Source organism: Spirosoma flavum (assembly GCF_042686045.1).
In the GTDB taxonomy this organism is placed as follows: domain Bacteria; phylum Bacteroidota; class Bacteroidia; order Cytophagales; family Spirosomataceae; genus Spirosoma; species Spirosoma flavum.
On the sequence record NZ_JBHUOM010000012.1, the window covers coordinates 297,802 to 313,419 of the forward strand.

At 47.5% G+C, this 15,618-nt stretch carries 17 protein-coding genes and 3 pseudogenes; 3 read left to right on the top strand and 17 right to left on the bottom strand.

The genetic code is table 11. The features are described 5' to 3' along the window. Positions 1-12: 12 nt before the first annotated feature. The 3 genes and pseudogenes from ACFS25_RS16095 to ACFS25_RS16105 all read right to left on the bottom strand — a co-directional run. A complete protein-coding gene (locus tag ACFS25_RS16095; RefSeq protein WP_381502979.1) occupies positions 13-486 on the bottom strand; it encodes a transposase in 474 nt (157 codons plus the stop codon). A 139-nt stretch (positions 487-625) separates the two neighbouring features. Then, positions 626-1,180 (bottom strand): hypothetical protein, encoded by a 555-nt coding sequence (locus ACFS25_RS16100; protein WP_381503109.1) that lies wholly within the window; start codon positions 1,178-1,180, stop codon positions 626-628. 70 nt (positions 1,181-1,250) lie between these two features. Continuing rightward, positions 1,251-1,514: pseudogene (locus ACFS25_RS16105) on the bottom strand (transposase); the annotation flags it as partial. Positions 1,515-1,639: 125 nt separating this feature from the next. On the opposite strand from ACFS25_RS16105, the gene ACFS25_RS16110 reads away from it, so the two are divergent. Next, the gene (locus ACFS25_RS16110; RefSeq protein ID WP_381502982.1) at positions 1,640-2,251 is read left to right on the top strand and encodes a hypothetical protein; all 612 of its coding nucleotides are present in this window, start codon (positions 1,640-1,642) and stop codon (positions 2,249-2,251) included. A gap of 349 nt (positions 2,252-2,600) precedes the next feature. On the opposite strand, the gene ACFS25_RS16115 is transcribed toward ACFS25_RS16110, so the two are convergent. The 8 genes and pseudogenes from ACFS25_RS16115 to ACFS25_RS16165 form a co-directional block, all read right to left on the bottom strand. Then, positions 2,601-3,554 (bottom strand): ABC transporter substrate-binding protein, encoded by a 954-nt coding sequence (locus ACFS25_RS16115; RefSeq protein ID WP_381502985.1) that lies wholly within the window; start codon positions 3,552-3,554, stop codon positions 2,601-2,603. 435 nt (positions 3,555-3,989) lie between these two features. Continuing rightward, a complete protein-coding gene (locus tag ACFS25_RS16120; protein WP_381502987.1) occupies positions 3,990-4,214 on the bottom strand; it encodes a hypothetical protein in 225 nt (74 codons plus the stop codon). Between the two features lie 314 nt (positions 4,215-4,528). Then, the gene (locus ACFS25_RS16125; RefSeq protein ID WP_381503105.1) at positions 4,529-4,768 is read right to left on the bottom strand and encodes an alpha/beta fold hydrolase; all 240 of its coding nucleotides are present in this window, start codon (positions 4,766-4,768) and stop codon (positions 4,529-4,531) included. A gap of 3 nt (positions 4,769-4,771) precedes the next feature. Further along, positions 4,772-4,969: a hypothetical protein gene (locus ACFS25_RS16130; RefSeq protein ID WP_381502990.1), complete on the bottom strand. Its 198-nt coding sequence runs from the start codon at positions 4,967-4,969 to the stop codon at positions 4,772-4,774. A gap of 221 nt (positions 4,970-5,190) precedes the next feature. Beyond that, positions 5,191-6,624, bottom strand: a pseudogene (locus ACFS25_RS31895) (IS1182 family transposase); the annotation flags it as partial. Positions 6,625-6,798: 174 nt separating this feature from the next. Beyond that, positions 6,799-7,017 (bottom strand): transposase, encoded by a 219-nt coding sequence (locus ACFS25_RS16155; RefSeq protein WP_381503007.1) that lies wholly within the window; start codon positions 7,015-7,017, stop codon positions 6,799-6,801. 182 nt (positions 7,018-7,199) lie between these two features. Further along, positions 7,200-7,712: an IS110 family transposase gene (locus ACFS25_RS16160; protein WP_381503009.1), complete on the bottom strand. Its 513-nt coding sequence runs from the start codon at positions 7,710-7,712 to the stop codon at positions 7,200-7,202. Between the two features lie 230 nt (positions 7,713-7,942). Next, positions 7,943-8,098 carry a hypothetical protein gene (locus tag ACFS25_RS16165; RefSeq protein ID WP_381503012.1) on the bottom strand — a complete coding sequence of 52 codons (156 nt, stop codon included), beginning with the start codon at positions 8,096-8,098 and terminating at the stop codon, positions 7,943-7,945. Positions 8,099-8,413: 315 nt separating this feature from the next. On the opposite strand from ACFS25_RS16165, the gene wrbA reads away from it, so the two are divergent. Beyond that, positions 8,414-9,028, top strand: a complete 615-nt coding sequence (gene wrbA / locus ACFS25_RS16170) for an NAD(P)H:quinone oxidoreductase (protein WP_381503015.1) — start codon at positions 8,414-8,416, stop codon at positions 9,026-9,028. Between the two features lie 217 nt (positions 9,029-9,245). On the opposite strand, the gene ACFS25_RS16175 is transcribed toward wrbA, so the two are convergent. From ACFS25_RS16175 to ACFS25_RS16190, 4 genes are all read right to left on the bottom strand, one after another. Further along, on the bottom strand, positions 9,246-10,064 hold the full coding sequence (locus ACFS25_RS16175) for an alpha/beta hydrolase (protein ID WP_381503018.1): 819 nt from the start codon (positions 10,062-10,064) through the stop codon (positions 9,246-9,248). Between the two features lie 467 nt (positions 10,065-10,531). After that, on the bottom strand, positions 10,532-11,290 hold the full coding sequence (locus tag ACFS25_RS16180; RefSeq protein WP_381503021.1) for an SDR family NAD(P)-dependent oxidoreductase: 759 nt from the start codon (positions 11,288-11,290) through the stop codon (positions 10,532-10,534). Between the two features lie 109 nt (positions 11,291-11,399). Continuing rightward, a complete protein-coding gene (locus ACFS25_RS16185) occupies positions 11,400-12,026 on the bottom strand; it encodes an NADPH-dependent F420 reductase (RefSeq protein ID WP_381503024.1) in 627 nt (208 codons plus the stop codon). A gap of 51 nt (positions 12,027-12,077) precedes the next feature. Beyond that, positions 12,078-12,830, bottom strand: coding sequence for an SDR family NAD(P)-dependent oxidoreductase (locus ACFS25_RS16190; protein WP_381503027.1), 753 nt, complete (start codon positions 12,828-12,830; stop codon positions 12,078-12,080). A 106-nt stretch (positions 12,831-12,936) separates the two neighbouring features. On the opposite strand from ACFS25_RS16190, the gene ACFS25_RS16195 reads away from it, so the two are divergent. Further along, the gene (locus tag ACFS25_RS16195; protein WP_381503029.1) at positions 12,937-13,317 is read left to right on the top strand and encodes a winged helix-turn-helix transcriptional regulator; all 381 of its coding nucleotides are present in this window, start codon (positions 12,937-12,939) and stop codon (positions 13,315-13,317) included. Between the two features lie 142 nt (positions 13,318-13,459). Here the strand turns inward: ACFS25_RS16195 and ACFS25_RS16200 are convergent. Both ACFS25_RS16200 and ACFS25_RS16205 read right to left on the bottom strand, forming a co-directional pair. Continuing rightward, positions 13,460-14,131 (bottom strand): annotated as a pseudogene (locus ACFS25_RS16200) (recombinase family protein). A 229-nt stretch (positions 14,132-14,360) separates the two neighbouring features. Then, positions 14,361-15,476, bottom strand: coding sequence for a Fic family protein (locus ACFS25_RS16205; protein WP_381503031.1), 1,116 nt, complete (start codon positions 15,474-15,476; stop codon positions 14,361-14,363). Positions 15,477-15,618 lie beyond the last annotated feature (142 nt).

Genomic DNA, 15,618 nt, shown 5'->3' on the forward strand with positions numbered 1-15,618 from the left:
CTTGTTTTTGTCTTACATCATATAGTACTTAACATATAGATGGTGGCTGTTGCAAAAGTAAATCAGTATATAATAAAACTGATCAGGAACTGGCAGGGCTACTACCATTCCACCTTTTTCAATGGGCGTAAAGCGCAGGTACTTCCTCAAGTTATACGCCATAGCCGCTATATACATTACTTTGGCTGCGACTTCTCGACCCCTGGTGTTGATTTGACGTAGCCCAAAGTAATTGATCAGGCTACCTAAAACCGGCTCGACTGTCGCCGAGCGTATCCGCATCATTCGCTTGCCGAACCGACTCGATAATCGCTCAACCATTCGTTCGTATTGAGCTTTGTAATAGGTGTGATGCAACCGCTTTTCCTTGGCTTTTTTTCCCTTACACTGCTCACAGATAGGGCAGACCTTGCAATCGGATGCTTTTGCTAAGTAACGCTTCTTAGGATTACCCTGTTTATCGACTACCAGGCTGTCAAAGGCCAATTGTTTGCCTTGACTACAGCTGTAACTATCAGTACTGACATCATAGCGAAAGCCTGAACGCTCATCTTTGTACTTGCCGTGAGGGGGGATAAAGCCGTTTAGTCCCCTATTTTCTAGGAGTTCATAGTTTTCCCCTGAGCTATAGCCGCACCGGCGGCCCGGCAGCGTCAGCTACTACGTTGCTCATTATTATACCAAAACGCTTCAAGCGGTCCTGAGTCGAGTCGACAATGGGCAGCAGGTTGCGACTATCGCGCCGGTCGGCTGAGCCAGCCTGGATATGCGTGATCACATGCTGAGCGGCATCAACGCTCACGTTGGCCATATACGCTAACTGGCGGGGCTTGCCCGTTTTGAACGCAATGCGGGCATCGGGGTCTGTGGGGCTATAATGAGTCCGATTGCTGAGAAGCTGACCGGATTTGTTCGGAGCTGCTTTTAGAATATTCCTATGGATGCGGTGGACGTGCTGTAGTCGATCTACAGAAGCGCTTAGCCGGGGAGCGCTTAATTTACCTAAGCTAGGGGTAGACTCAGACGACCAGATAGAGGGCTTTGGCTTCAGTCGACTCATGGACGCATTGGCTTTGATATACGCCGAATCGATCACCTGGGTATGGCCACTGACGAGCCCTTTCTGAACGCATAAGCCAACAATGTGGGTGAAGCAGCCGGGCCGCCGGTGCGGTTTCAAAGACCGAAACCGGGATGCGTTGGCGGGTTCGGCAGAGCGTGCTATGCCAAGGCAAGGATTGGTCTAGCTCATAGCCCAAAAATGCACGGATACCCAGATGCAAATTCGCCAGTTCCAGGAGCTTTCGATCGGAGGTAATGTTCTCCAAATGAGCCACCAACAGCAGCTTGACAAATACGATCGGGTCCAACGAAGGCCTTCCGCTGGGGCTATAAAAGGGCTCAAAAAGCGGCCTGACGAAGCGGAAGTCGACCGCTTTCAGTAGTTGCTGGTAAAAGTGGTGAGCTGGCACCCGTTTCACCAGTGAAGTTTGGATCGTATGAAAGCCTAGCATGAACTAACAACTAATCTAGCCCTCAATGAGTTACTTTTGCAACAGCCACGATGATTATACAACAAAAAATACAGGGTTTCCAATCAGCTGCACAGAGATAAGGTCTCCTCTAAAAGAATACAACGATGCGGACACATCTGCTTACTTCAATCGTACTGATTAGCTGTGCTATCCTTCCTTTAGCCAGTGTCGCACAAGCTGATTTACCCACGCCTGTATTGAGAAAATCGCTGTGGCGAGTTGGTCTCTTCAACTTGGTTAGACCTGGATTCAGCCACGAACTACGACTTACTCGAAAAGTATCTCTACTCTCGGTTGCCAACTTACGCACCGATTATATTAGCCACAGCGAACAAAATCAGCCTACCATCTGGTATCGGTCACTCACGGCTCAAGCCAGCCTAAGCGGTCGGTATTACTACAATTTAGACCCTCGTCTAACGGCGGGAAAAAATATTCAGTACAACAGTGGCAATTACTTAAGCGTGGGGGCTTACTATACCTCCCCCGTTGTTGCTCAGTGGGGAGAACAGAGCCTTTATCAGCGTACTTACCCCTTAGGGACAGGTAATACGGTTAATGTCCGGTTCTTGTGGGGCATTCAACGGCAATTACCTCCTAAGCGTTTTTATTATGATCTTTCGGCGGGTCTTCAAGTCAACACCAACAAGTCAAGTAGCCGCTTGCACGGTTCATTTACGGCCCAACTGGCCATTGGCTATTGCTTAACTAAATAAACTTACCAGGTTAACATATCGGCAGTGGTTGTTGCAAAAGTCGTTACCGATTAAAATTCTACTTTTTACCCCCTTTTTTTTAAGGTAAAATTTAGCGGAATGAGGCTTGGGATTGAGTCTAACAGACGCCTGCCAAACTTTTGCAACAGCCACTGAGCATATGTTAACCTCTAAGCCTTTAACTCAATGTAAAAGGGGTATTTTAGAGTCACTATGAATAATAGAACTCCATATTTTCACAGTGCGAAAGTCATATAAGTGAACGTTATGTTAATCTAAGATGTATTCAGAACCTAATCAGTGGGTTTAATCACCTCAACGTTCGTCAAATGTTACCCCCATTCGTTGCCTAATCTTGGGTGGGCACCCCTCGAGCTGGTAAGTACTCATTCGTAAACAGTTTTCCCGCATCCATTTGCTCTATGGGAGCCCCCGTTTTATCCTTTAATAGCTTACGCTCTAAAAGCCAGTTAATAAATTGCTGCCAGATTGCCCCATCCATCCAGCCCCACTGGCCCAGCTCGTTCAGGTAATAGCTGGATACGACCCGCTGGCTTTGCTGCAAAAAGTTCAGATCCCTTAGGCTAGCCTGATTCGCTGTTTGCCAGAGTAATGAGGCCGCTTGGTCAGGTTGCTCGACGGCGAATCGAAAGCCCTGACTCGTGGCCTCCAAGAACTGACGCAACGGGGTCGCGTGTTGGGTAGCCCAATCCGAAGTGGCCGTCAAAATAGGACTGTAACCGTAGGGAATCCCGTAGTCGGCTAGCCCAAACTCGTTCAGGGCAATCCCTGTAGTAAGAGCCTCCACGCCTTCCCAAGGGTGAAAAATCCAGGTTGCGTCTACCTGCTGATCGAGCAGGGCCTGCCACAAACTTAATCGGTCCGGTTTTCGAGTACTAAACTGCCCCTGCGCTCCATCGTTGCGCATCATCTGTCGGATGATTTCATCCTCGTAGCGGGCATTATAAGAGCCATAAATTTTACCTTCTAATTGACTAGGTCGCTCAATACCGCTTCGTTGAAGGGTAGCAATGGTACTCGCATCGCGGGCTAGTAAAGTGGCTACAGCTACTAAGGGCAACCCATTGATTTGATAACTAATCACACTTTCGGAAGGGTCAATAGCCAGATCAGCTAGTCCTTGCGCTACTCGTTTGGCGGGTGTAGTCTGATAGTTATCCTGATCGGGCGTGATCATTTGCACCTCAAGCCCAGCCTTTTGATAAAGGCCCTGGGCTATAGCGACATAGAATCCGGTATGATTGGTATTGGGTGTCCAATCGAGGGCTAAACGAACAAGCATATAGTGAGTGATTGACTAGCTAATTTGAAACGGTTGCGGGTAAACAATGTTTGCTTTTGCTGGATTCTTTCGCCTTTATAAAAAGGCGATTCCGGTTAGCTGACAAATACGATTTTGCTCGCACTTGTTCACCCCTATTTCTTGAAATAGTCTATCAACATAAGATTGTATATGCAAATTAACTAGGAATAGTTCTATTCTATAGGCTAATCTTAAGTAGCACTCTTTCTCCGTTCAACAACCTTGTCTGGACAATAAGTAAACTGCTTTACTCGACTAAGTAATACACAACACCCTCCTGGCAACATTCTAAAAAAATTTATACTATATTAAGTTACATGAACTCCAGAAGAAAGGTGGCGCAATTGTATAAATTCAAGATGTAGCAGTTTAATAAATCTCTATATTTTAACCAGGCTTACTGAACGTAGCCAGTCAATCGGCTAGGGTCAGCTCATACTTCAGCCACTCTATTTTTTGTTTGTCGCCAAAGGCAAACCAAGCTAGGCGATGAGGACCTGCGCGATCAATGGCCTCTTTAAACTGGCGGAAGGGCTTTGATTGGCCCAAGATAGCCAGTAAGCGACTTTGTAAGGGCTCAGTCAGCCATTTCGTGCTTGGCAAACTGCTCCATAAGCCAAACTCCTCGTGGCTGCTCATGGTGGCCACTTCCCAACAGAGCTCAGGAAAGGATTTAACTCGTTCCGTATCGGCTGGCTAATCATCACAATCCAAATTAGAAAATTGCTTCGGATCAGGAAAAGTAATCGGTTGACCCGTTTGCCGATGTACATAGCAGACCATGCCCATTTGTTGCTGCTCAACAATATCTCTTACCTGAGTATCGTCCAACTGAATCATAGGCCTAAGATTATGACATGACTAAGTTGTCAGTTAACTATGATAGTTGCAAGAGTCCATTTAAAGCAGGGTTTTCGTGAACGAAATAGCAAAACAGTATTATTGTACTTTTACTAGACAACACCGTCAACTAACCCGCCTTTATAAGGCGGTAAGACTTGAATAATTTTAGGATATGTCTTTACATAGGCCATTGCTAGTGATCCCCCCCAAGAATGGCCCAATAGAGTGAATGAGGAGTAGCCTAACGCTTTTCTAAGTCGTTCAATGTCCTCAACAAATTGAGGCAGGGTTACCCGAGCGGTATCGAAACGTTGAACCGATGCATCGGTTCCATACTGATTAATTACGATTGCTCAGTAGCCCATCTGACTGATTCGTTTGGCTACCGAGTCCATGTAGAAGCTGGTATGACCAGGACCGCCTGAAAGAATAAATACGGGTTTTCCTTTTCCAAAGGAGCGGAAGGTCAAAAGGGAGTCATTATGCCCATTTTGCACCATAGCTTTAGAGTTTGTACAACTGGAATTGATTATGGTAACCCCAGTAAGCATGGTTAAAAGAAGTAGTAGACGCTTCAGGCTCATTTATGTTTTCAAGAATAACCTGTCGAATGAGTGCAAATATGTCAGCTAAAGTACAAAAGTACAGGCCACGTACCTGTGCATTGTCCGTCTCTTTATATGCTCGTGGCTATTGCACAACTCTGCTTTCTACATCACTTTTTCATTCTCTGAAATGGCGAATCAGATTTTTCTACCATCGTCTGCCCTTATTAGTTGAGAAAAAGCACGCCAAAGCCTAGAAAAGTGTCCTGAGAAGACAATGACCATTCCACCTTTAGGGCTATGGCCTGGCTAAGATTTGACTTGGTGGTGAACTTCATATACTTCTTCAGGTTGAAGGCAATAGCCGCCATCAGCATCACCTTGTGAGCTCCAGCTTTACCCCGTACATTAATCTTTCGCAACCCATTGTACTCCACCAGACTGCCTAAGACGGGTTCCACCGTTCGTTGACGAAGCCGTTTCATGCGTTTGCCCCGCCGACTTTGCTGGCGCTCCAGGGCTCGACGATAGAACGGATCATAGGCCGTTCGGATAATTTGTCGACATTGCCGCGGTGGCGGACCACCTCTTGGGTACACAGGTGGGTTTGAGCGGACACTGTTTGCAGTCCTGGTAATCCGCCCGGTAGACTTTCAACAAACCGGTTTCAGCATGGGTGGCAAAGGTCTTGAAAGGCAATCGCTTGCCAGCTAAACAAGTAAAGTAATCCCCTTCAGGGTCATAGGGAAAGCCTTCGATCTGCGGCTTGTATTGGCCAAAGACGGGTATCCAGCCAGTGATTTTCCACCCTTCCAGCAAGGCGTAGTTACTCCCGTTTGAGTAACCCGTATCAGCTAATACCTCTTCTAAACGTAGCTCATTGGCTGCCAACCGTTGCTGAAGCTTGAGTGCGATATCAGGCAAGTATTGGCTGTCCTGGCCATCGGCAAAATCGGCCTGCACATGACTGATGACGCCTTCTGCGGTATCAACTGCTAGGCTACAATGGTAGTTGAGTTTGCGGGCTTTACCAGGTTTAATCGAAATGCGGGCATCGGGATCGGTGGGACTGTAATGGGTTTTGTTGCTCAGCAACTTTGCCTTTTCGTTACCGGCTCCTAGGGTAGTCGGTGCACTCTTCAGGTTTTGCTGATGCTTTTCAACCGTCTTAACTGGTGATCGGCTGCGGTAATTACCGACGCAGCTTGACGGGGGCTGAGTTTGGCTATGGAAGTCACTGGCTCATCCTGACCCTCAGTCGATCGGATCAGCCTGGGACCAGGTGGATTGGGTTGTTTTTCTAGTAGTCTTTCCATCGAAGCATTGGCTTTGACGGGGGCCGAGTCGATGGCTACTCTACGGCCAGCCACCATGTTGCTGGCTACACACAGGCGGAACACTTTATCGAATACAGCCTCAAAGAGTGCTTCCGGATAAAGCTGTCGGGTACGGCTTAGCGTGGAGTGCTAGGGTAATGGCTCATCAATGTTGTAGCCCAAGAAATACAGCATATCCATCCGTAGCGAGCAATGCTCGATCAACTTTCTGTCGGAGGTAATATTCTCCAGGCAACCGATGAGCATGAGCTTAAAGAATACTACGGGATCAATAGAAGGGTTGCCCGTATGTCCATAGAGCTGTTTAGTGTCCTCATAGATGAAGCCGGGCCGATTTCTATGGTTCAAACAAGGGTTGGCGTATAATTTTTGTTATATTTTTTGCCCCGCTTAACGACTGCATAGACCCGATGGATGAGCCGCGCGGGCGGCCCCGTTATTTCTTAGTGCATTGATAACCAACATCTTATTCTTGCCTTCTTTGACTTTTCGCTGATACTACTCCTGTAATTCACCCGGCACTTGAAGAGCCGACATAGCCGCCATATGAAGCAAGGTTTTTAGTGATTTTCGAGCGTGATGATTCACTCGGGTCTTACCCCGTACACTACTGCCCGAGGAGTGCTCGAAGGGAGCTACGCCCGCATGGCAAGCCAGCTTTTTGGGGTCATCAATTGCGTTGAACTCATCACTGGCCAGGATTAATTCAGTGGCCACGACTTGACCAACACCGGGGATAGAAGTAACCAACTCAAACCGGGCCGCCGGGGCGGAGTGCTTTCAAAGTAGGATCGTCAGTAATAAGCTGTTTGATTGCCTTTTCGACCCCTTTTAAATCACTTATTAGCGCCTTCAGTGAGCTGCTGCAATGCTGACCTAGTTGGGTAGTCAGGGCTTTGTCACCAAATCGTTTTTGCTCGGCTAAAGGCACTGCTCCGGCAGCCCGGTTTCAACTGGCTGACCATACCTTGCAGACGCTGACGAAGTCGAGTAAATTCAGTCAGCTTTTTCATGACTGGTCGAGCTGGCTTCCAGAGCCGAGTTCGGTCTTGAAAGCGATAAGCGTACTCAGCAATGCGCTGAGCATCAACGCTATCTGACCGCCGGGCGGCCCCGTTGCCTCGTTGCAGCCCGCCAGCTTGTTTAATATGTAGGGAAGCTTCGAGCCAGATCGGTAACTGAGCCTGAAAAAACACGTCCAAGGCGTGTGCGTTGTAAAGACCGGTGTGCTCCATACAAACCACACAGTTTGAGCGATCAAAATCAGGGAGTGCCTGGAGTTGTTTGATCACCGCTCGGATAGCAGTTGGTGAGTTTTCAGATTGGGTCTGCCAGACGATACCTTTATGAGCATAAACAGCCCAATCCAGCGTGTTCTTCGAAACCGCACGGGCGGCCCCGATCAATCCCAATGAAGTGGCGAATGTCCATTCGAGTACTTAATTTTAGGCAGGGCCGCCTGAGCGGTTAGACAATCAGACTGCTTACTCATCACTCACTACCTTGCTAAGGGGCCACAACGCCCTAATTTCTATTCGAGGTTGGGTAAGAAAGACCGAGCGGGACCTGAATCGGCCCATAGGTTGCGAGCCTGGCCGGAGACGTTAGGGAAGCCCGCTCGGTTGTCTGTCTGGCAAGCTACTCAAGTCTTGGTTTCTTGCCAGTTCTCAAACCTAAAGGCCGGAGCGGTCAAGTCGAGCGTCTCCTTTAACCGGCGGTAGAAATTGTGGGTTGGGATGCGGCTGGAGAGCTGAAAACAAGTGATGCGCTTTTCGGTGTAATCTTTTCTGCCTTCCATAACTCAAGATACAGAAAAGGCTATTTATATACCAAAGCAGAGTTGTGCAACAGCCACGACCGTTTTAAGAAGCAGATGCATGAATAGTTTTGCGTCTCAGGTAGGAGCGTTTTATAAGACATTGACTTCTAACTATCTGTCAATTACTATCATTCACTTATGACTTAGAGCATCAGATAGCTATTGAAGTTGGCGTGAAATTTGACTAAGGGAAGTCACCAAGAAAGACGGCCAAGCAGTTTCGTTTAAACAATGCCATCCGGCGATGCGTTGATAAAGCTCTGCATTTCGTGCGCAACATGTCAATCCGTATTTATGAAAACGCTTGTCGTATTTTACTCTACCTATGGCCACGTCTGGACCTTAGCCGAAGCCATTGCCGAAGGGGCTCGCCAAATTGAAAACAACGAGGTGGTCGTTAAACGCGTACCGGAAACACTGCCCGCTGAAGTATTGGACAAAACAGGGGCTACCAAGGCTCAGCAGGCGTTCGCTCATGTGCCCATCGTCACACCAGATGAACTGGTTGAGTACGATGCTATCTTGTTTGGCACACCCACCCGTTATGGGAACCTCTGTGGCCAGATGCAGGCCTTTATGGACAGTACGGGCAGTCTGTGGGCCAGGGGGGCTCTTGTAGGAAAGGTAGGAGGAGCGTTTGTCAGTACGGCCACCCAGCACGGGGGCCAGGAGGAGACCATTCGCGCCTTCCATACCGAGCTGCTACACCACGGGTTTGTGATTGTGGGTTTGCCCTACGCCTGGCAGGGCCAGATGGGTCATACGGAGGTAACCGGCGGCACGCCTTATGGCGCAAGCACAGTAGCGGGCGGCCAGGGCGAACGCCAGCCCACCACCAACGAGTTGGAAGGGGCCCGCTTTCAGGGCCGACACACAGCCGAGATAGCCCGTAAACTGGCTTTCAACTAGTAACAAAGTTAGCACTCTTGACAACACACAGCCTATGTGGGTACCCACATAGGCTGTGTGTTGTCAAGAGTGCCTGGTAGTCATAAACGTCCCTGTAGAAGTTAGCGAGTTGGGGCATTAAACTTTTCCTTACCCATCGGCCCATAAAAACCCCCTAACATCAATAGAGGGTTATGAGAGATTAGGTAAACGATTGGTCTAGTACTCTAAAGAATCGTTAATCGACGAGTAATTTTTTGAGCGGTTGCATTGTTTGCGGGTGGTTTAGAATACTGGCATGTGTCGCATTTGGGATCACTAAAAGCTGATCTTTTGGGGTCAAAACGGAATGGAGCTTATAAGCTGTACTATGCGGGTTGTCGGTGCTGATGACGATAACCGGACTAAGCGCATTTTGGACATCTTGGTCGGTGAGGAAGGTGAAGCCATTCACCGAGGGAAGAGGGTAATACAGCAGATCCGTAAAGCGATCACTAAAATCACCACCCGCTGAGGCTGGATCAATCAGGAACGTGAATTTGGGTCGATTCGTTGAGGCTAGATGAGCGGCTATCCGACCGCCTAAGGAGTAGCCGCAAATCACCATCTTGTTTTCCGAATATCGGCCCTTTAATGAGTCGTAAACGGTTTGGGCATCACTGTAGAAATTAGCTAAGCTGATGGCTCCTTTACTTTTGCCGTGTTGCCGATAGTCAATGATCAAAACATCGTAACCAAATGGTAGAAAAGTAGGGGCCATAGCCCCCCAGTTGGCTAAAGTTCCCCCATTGCCTTTCCAGAAACAGACGACCCCTTTCGATTGAGAGGCCTTGAAAAGTAAAGCATTTAACAAGCCCTCTCGCGGAGTTTGAATCATTAGTTCTTCTAGGGGTTGGACAAAGTTGTAGCGAAACGTATCGGGCAATTGAGCGGATCGGTACCGATTAATCTGCTGATCTTTCCCGACGTAGAGGAATAGATAGATGCCTAGATAGAGTAGTAAACAGATGGGCAGTCCAATCCAAGCCCACTTAGTCTTTTTTCTTTTCGTCTCCATTTGGCCCTAAGTTCGATAGGGCCAAATCTAAGTAGTTGAGAGCTAGAGGCTTCATTAATAAATGTTAAACATTGCGATCGAAAGTTGTGCAACAATCAGACCCGCTTTAAGAAATACCTTCACCGACGCTCCTTCGTCTCGCATAGGAGCGTTTAGAGAGACGATTATTTTTTGATGATTGTCAAGTGGTCAGCAGCGGCTGACCGTCGCCACCGCGGTTCAGTTAGTCGTATACGCTTCAGCCGCCATAACGCAAAACCGATGGTACCAACACAGGCTTTTGTCATCCGTTTTTTTGGTCAGTTAAACGTGTGGTCCGAAAAGCAAAAAGCCACGAATGACTGGTGCATATGTGGCTTTTAGGGCTAAGTAGTGGTATTGCTGATTTAGTTTAGTGCGCAGTTGATAGCACCACCGTCAACCAATCATTTCGACCCATTGTCCTTCCTATTTCTGGGTGGATGGATTTAAAACCCATACATACCACCCGAAACTGAAAGTTGCTCGCCCGTAATCCAGGCGGCATCATCCGAAGCCAGAAATACGGCCGCTTTCGCAATATCTTCGGGCTGGCCCCTGCGACCAAGCGGGGTATTGGCAATAAACATTCTTTCATACTCACTACCGGCAGTTACACCCGCACTAGTGGCCCCTTCGGTTTCCGTAGCGCCCGGCAAAATCGAGTTGATACGAACGTTTTTTGCCCCCAGTTCTTTCGACAATGAAATCGTTAGGGCATCTAAGGCCGCTTTCGTAGCAGAATATAACGACACGCCCGCCATCGGCGATTTGCTGGCACCCGAACTGATATTGATGATCGTGCCACCGGTAGAGCCAAACAGGTTTAACGCTGCCTGGATGGTCAGTACAGGCCCCAAAACATTGACGTTGAAATGCTGATGAAAAGCGGCTACGGATGCCTGTTCAATAGGTAAAAATTGCTGAAAGACGGCGTTGTTGACCAAAATATCCACCGTGCCGAATGCCTTCTTTGTTTGGTCAAACAGCCGGGTTACATCGGCTTCATTCGATACATCGGCTTGTACCGCCATGGCGATGCCTCCCTTGTTGGTTATGGCTTTCACCACGTTATCGGCGCCTTCTCTACTGGAGGCATAATTCACAACCACCTTTGCGCCTTCTGCCGCAAAGTGTTTAGCGATCGATGCGCCTATCCCTTTTGACGCACCGGTAACGACCGCTACTTTGTTTTCTAATTTACTCATTACGTTTATTAATTAATGGTTGAGCGACAAACTCAGTTTAGTCGCTTCAATTAACCTGTGGTTCTCTTTGTTCACCAGGCAGGATCGCATTGACATGTGCGATCACGATTCATCCCTCGAACTTAACCAAGTCCTTAAAGATCAGTTGACCCCATTTATTTCCGTGCGCCTGCACCAGCAGTCCGCCTTCCGAAAGACCGCCAAGTTGGACGGGTGAAAAACCGAGATTGTCCGCCAGCGCACTAATCTGCGATGCTGCGTCGTCATCGTCGCTTGCCAGGAACACGACTCGCCTGCCACCCTGTACGGCCGGATCTTGTTCAAGGACAGCAGCGCCCAAATGATTGAAGCCCTTAACTAGTTTTCCACCCGTGAAGGCCTGCGCGACGACCCTACCGGAAGGCTGTCCTCCCAGCTCCTCAGGGGGCACACCGTAGGCATTGGTCACATCGACGATGGTCTTCCCCTGCCAGGTGGGCAGTGCCTTGGCGACATCCGGGTGCGCGTCAAAACGCACCGCTAAAAAGATGATGTCTGCTTTAACGGCTTCCGTGAGTGTGGTGGGAATGATCGTGGGACCGATCGTGGCCGCATCGGATGCAAAGCGTTCCGGGTCGCGCGTTGTTGCCACGGATACCTCGATGACTTTGCGGGCAAACGCTTTGGCCAGGGCCTGGCCGATCTTGCCGAAGCCGATTATTGCGTAGCTTGCTACGTTGTTTTCTGAGTTACTCATTTTTTAATTAGTTAATAGCACGAATTTGACCTCGTGCCAGCGTGGGGTCAATTACTTAGCCAAATAGGTCATACCACCATCAACAAGGAGTTCCGCACCAAGCATAAACGAAGAATCATCGGAGGCCAGGAAAACCGCTGTTTTACCAATGTCAGCGGGTTGCCCAATCCTGCCTATCGGCATGACACCTGCATAGTGTTTCTTTACTGCTTCAATTTGTTCGGCGGGAACAAACTTGTCAAATGCGGGTGTATCGGTTGTACCGGGTGTTATGACATTGGCTCTAATTTTTCGATCTAACAGGTCGCTTGAAAATCCTTTTGCTAAATAGATTACAGCCGCTTTGGCAGCCCCATACAGCGAAAATGAGGAATAGGCCCGATGGGCTGCATTTGAGCCGATAAGAATAATTGAGCCACCATCATTCATATAGGGCAGTGCTTTCTGAACTGTGAAGTAGACACTCTTCAGGTTCAGATCCATTGTCTTGTCATAGTCGGCTTCGCCGGTATCTGCCACCGTTCCAATCGTTCCACCACCCGCATTGGCTACAACCACGTCTATTTTACCGAATTTTTCAGCTGTTTCTTTAAACACTCTTTCCAGGTCGGTCAGGTTGGTTACATCGGCATTGATGGCTATAAACGTATCGCCAAGCTGAGCCACAGCACTCGCTAACGTTTCCTGATTTCTACCGACAATAGCGCCTACAGCGCCTTCCTTTTTAAATTCTTGGGCAATGCCCAATCCAATACCACTATTACCCCCTGTAATCACGGCAACTTTGCTTGTTAGCTTACTCATTTTTTAGCTACTTTTACATTTGTTTCGCAAAGGAACCATCAATAGTTTATATTTGAAACTATAATAGTTTATTCTGGTTACTAGTAGGTAACTACAAATTTTAACGATGAAAGACGAGAGATTTTGCAACTCGAATTGCCCATTTACCAGAGCGATTGGCACGATTGGCAATAAATGGAAGCCGATCATTATCAATGTACTTGGCACCCGTACCCTGCGTTTTGGTCAGTTAGATGCCATCGTACCCCACATTTCAAGGAAAGTACTGACCGAACAGTTAAAAGAGTTGGAAGAAGATGGCTTATTGGAACGATTGGCCTTTAAGGAACTACCGCCAAGGGTAGACTATAAGTTGTCAGAAAAAGGCTTAGCTTTTTTGCCAATTTTAGAAAACATAAAAGAATGGAATTTAAAATATGAAGTAGCTCTAATTCCCAAAGCGACAGATTACAAATGGAGTAAACTCCCCACAGACTGCTTACCCTAAAAAGACTGGAACTGGCCCATTAGTAGTATGCGGGTGTGTTTCGTCCGTTTCTCAAAACGCCCGATTTATGAAGCAATGTCATGTATTGATCGACTGTTAGTTTCCTCCTGCCATGCTAAATACCGATAAACCGTCGCTCGGCTTAGATGAAACAATTGACCAATCTCCAGAATCGTATGCGTCTTAAGGGCGTACATGGACTTAACAGCCGCGCCTTTGTTTGGGCTTCAGCAGTTAAACCCTTCGGACGTCCGCCTATGCGTCGCCTAGCACGAGCTGCGGCCAAGCCCGCTTTGGTACGCTCTCGGATCAGGTCACGTTCGAACTCAGCCAGCGAGGCAAATAGGTTAAATATTAAGCGGCCTTGAGCGGTGGTGGTATCAATGGCCACCGTGGCGCGGCATCATTCAGACTACGGAAGCCAATTTCTCTGGCTTGAAAGTCATTGATCAAAGTGAAAAGCTCTTTTAAAGACCTGCCTAACCGCCGGGTGGCCGGTGCCATCCAGTTTCCAAACCATGCTTGTGTCACCTTCCCGAATCACCTCCAGCATCTTCTGAAGCTGTGGCCGTATCTTAGCCGATGACACCTTTTCCTGAAATATTTTTTGACAACCTGCTTTTTTAAGGTCATCCAGTTGAAGGGCTAAATTTTGATCTTGCCGGTCCGCCGGTGCGGTTGAGACGCGTGCATACCCAAATAGGATAAAAGTATCCGAACGGCAGCGGCCGACCGTCGGTGAACCGGTCATTAAATTACATACTGGTGTAGACTGATATTTGAGGAGATGCAACCAACTGACTACTAATTCCATCTCCTCAAATATCGGTCTGCCATCCCCACATTTAAGAAGCAGATCTATACAAAATCCCTCAGCTCATTATGAGGTATATTTTGTGAGACTGTTCCATTTCATGATGACTATCTGATTTATACCTATTGGCTCGGGGCCGATACCCCACTTAATCCCTAATTTACGGTTATCACCAAAATAGGGAACGTTTACATCGTTATACTTAAGCTGGTCGGTAAGCCAGCACAAGCTACGGTTCTTTTTCAGCTACTTCCTCTACAGGAAGATAATAGCGCGTGTGTCGTAGCTTTCCTTGCTTCGTCAGGGCACCTAATTCAACCATTTCAGCCAGATCCCGGGTAGTAGTTGCTCTTGAGGTTTTGGCGATTCGAATATAGTTTTCTGCACTTAAGCCTCCTTTGAAGCCAGCTAGCCCTTCCTGGAACAAACGTAACGCTACTTTCATCTGTCGATCATTCAACTGGGTACTGTACGTTTCTAAATACCGAGCTTTGTGGACAATAAAGGCGATCATTGTCTGAACATAGACTTGGGCTTCCAGGATCTTTTCAGAAAAATAGATGAGCCATTCCGTAATGTTCAAAGAGGTATTAGCCCGCTCTAAAGCCTGATAATAGGCTTTTTTGTCTTGCTCGATCGCACTGGATAATGACGTAATCAATGACTGCCGGGCCCCGATGGCCAGTGCCTTTTCGGCAATGGTACGTCCGATCCTCCCATTACCATCCTCAAAAGGATGTATCAATTCAAAATATAAATGGGCCATACCCGCATGAACAACTGTTGGTATTTGCGCTTCAGCAGCTCGATTAAACCAATCGATGTATTGATTCATCTCTACTTCCATACGGTCGGATGGAGGAGCTTCATAGTATACTTTGGGCATGTCTAATCGGCCTGATACGATTTGCATTGGGTCAGCATGGGCTCTATAGTCTCCAATCGTTTCCAAATCAATTCTACCATTCATGATCATTTTATGCCACAAAAAAAGATGTTCTTGGGTAAGTGGCTCCTGATAGCTTCTGACTAAGTCGACCATCATTTGAGCAACACCTGTTTCTTTTGGACCTACTCTTCTACCATCCGTTTGTAGGCCTAACTGTTTGCGGATCGATGACTGAACGGAGTCACGGTCTAAGATCTCTCCTTCAATTTTTGAGGTGTCAAGCGCTTCATTACTTAGTAGAGTAATCCGTAATTCATTGACCTCATCGGCAGAAACGGCAGTCAACGACCCAATTATCACCCCTGTATTTCGATGGAATTCTCTCTCAAAGTGGGTAAACTTACTTGTATCAAATGTGAACTGTGGCCAGTTCGGTAGTTGCCAAATCCATTTCATGAGTTATAAATCTACTCTCTATAACTCAATATTAACAAAAAAAAGAGTTATAGCTTTGTTTTCTATAACTCTTTTGAAATTACTGTCTTTCATTTTTTAGTATAATACCATTCATTAAGTACCATAACGGTAGTTTCAAACA

Excerpts from the sequence above, each read along its gene's own strand:
- wrbA (WP_381503015.1), top strand. The coding sequence starts at position 8,414 with ATGAAAACGCTTGTCGTATTTTACTCTACCTATGGCCACGTCTGGACC.
- ACFS25_RS16110 (WP_381502982.1), top strand. The coding sequence starts at position 1,640 with ATGCGGACACATCTGCTTACTTCAATCGTACTGATTAGCTGTGCTATC.
- ACFS25_RS16185 (WP_381503024.1), bottom strand. The coding sequence starts at position 12,026 with ATGAGTAACTCAGAAAACAACGTAGCAAGCTACGCAATAATCGGCTTC.
- ACFS25_RS16115 (WP_381502985.1), bottom strand. The coding sequence starts at position 3,554 with ATGCTTGTTCGTTTAGCCCTCGATTGGACACCCAATACCAATCATACC.
- ACFS25_RS16130 (WP_381502990.1), bottom strand. The coding sequence starts at position 4,969 with ATGCTTACTGGGGTTACCATAATCAATTCCAGTTGTACAAACTCTAAA.
- ACFS25_RS16120 (WP_381502987.1), bottom strand. The coding sequence starts at position 4,214 with ATGAGCAGCCACGAGGAGTTTGGCTTATGGAGCAGTTTGCCAAGCACG.
- ACFS25_RS16175 (WP_381503018.1), bottom strand. The coding sequence starts at position 10,064 with ATGGAGACGAAAAGAAAAAAGACTAAGTGGGCTTGGATTGGACTGCCC.
- ACFS25_RS16190 (WP_381503027.1), bottom strand. The coding sequence starts at position 12,830 with ATGAGTAAGCTAACAAGCAAAGTTGCCGTGATTACAGGGGGTAATAGT.
- ACFS25_RS16180 (WP_381503021.1), bottom strand. The coding sequence starts at position 11,290 with ATGAGTAAATTAGAAAACAAAGTAGCGGTCGTTACCGGTGCGTCAAAA.
- ACFS25_RS16195 (WP_381503029.1), top strand. The coding sequence starts at position 12,937 with ATGAAAGACGAGAGATTTTGCAACTCGAATTGCCCATTTACCAGAGCG.
- ACFS25_RS16165 (WP_381503012.1), bottom strand. The coding sequence starts at position 8,098 with ATGGAAGGCAGAAAAGATTACACCGAAAAGCGCATCACTTGTTTTCAG.
- ACFS25_RS16205 (WP_381503031.1), bottom strand. The coding sequence starts at position 15,476 with ATGAAATGGATTTGGCAACTACCGAACTGGCCACAGTTCACATTTGAT.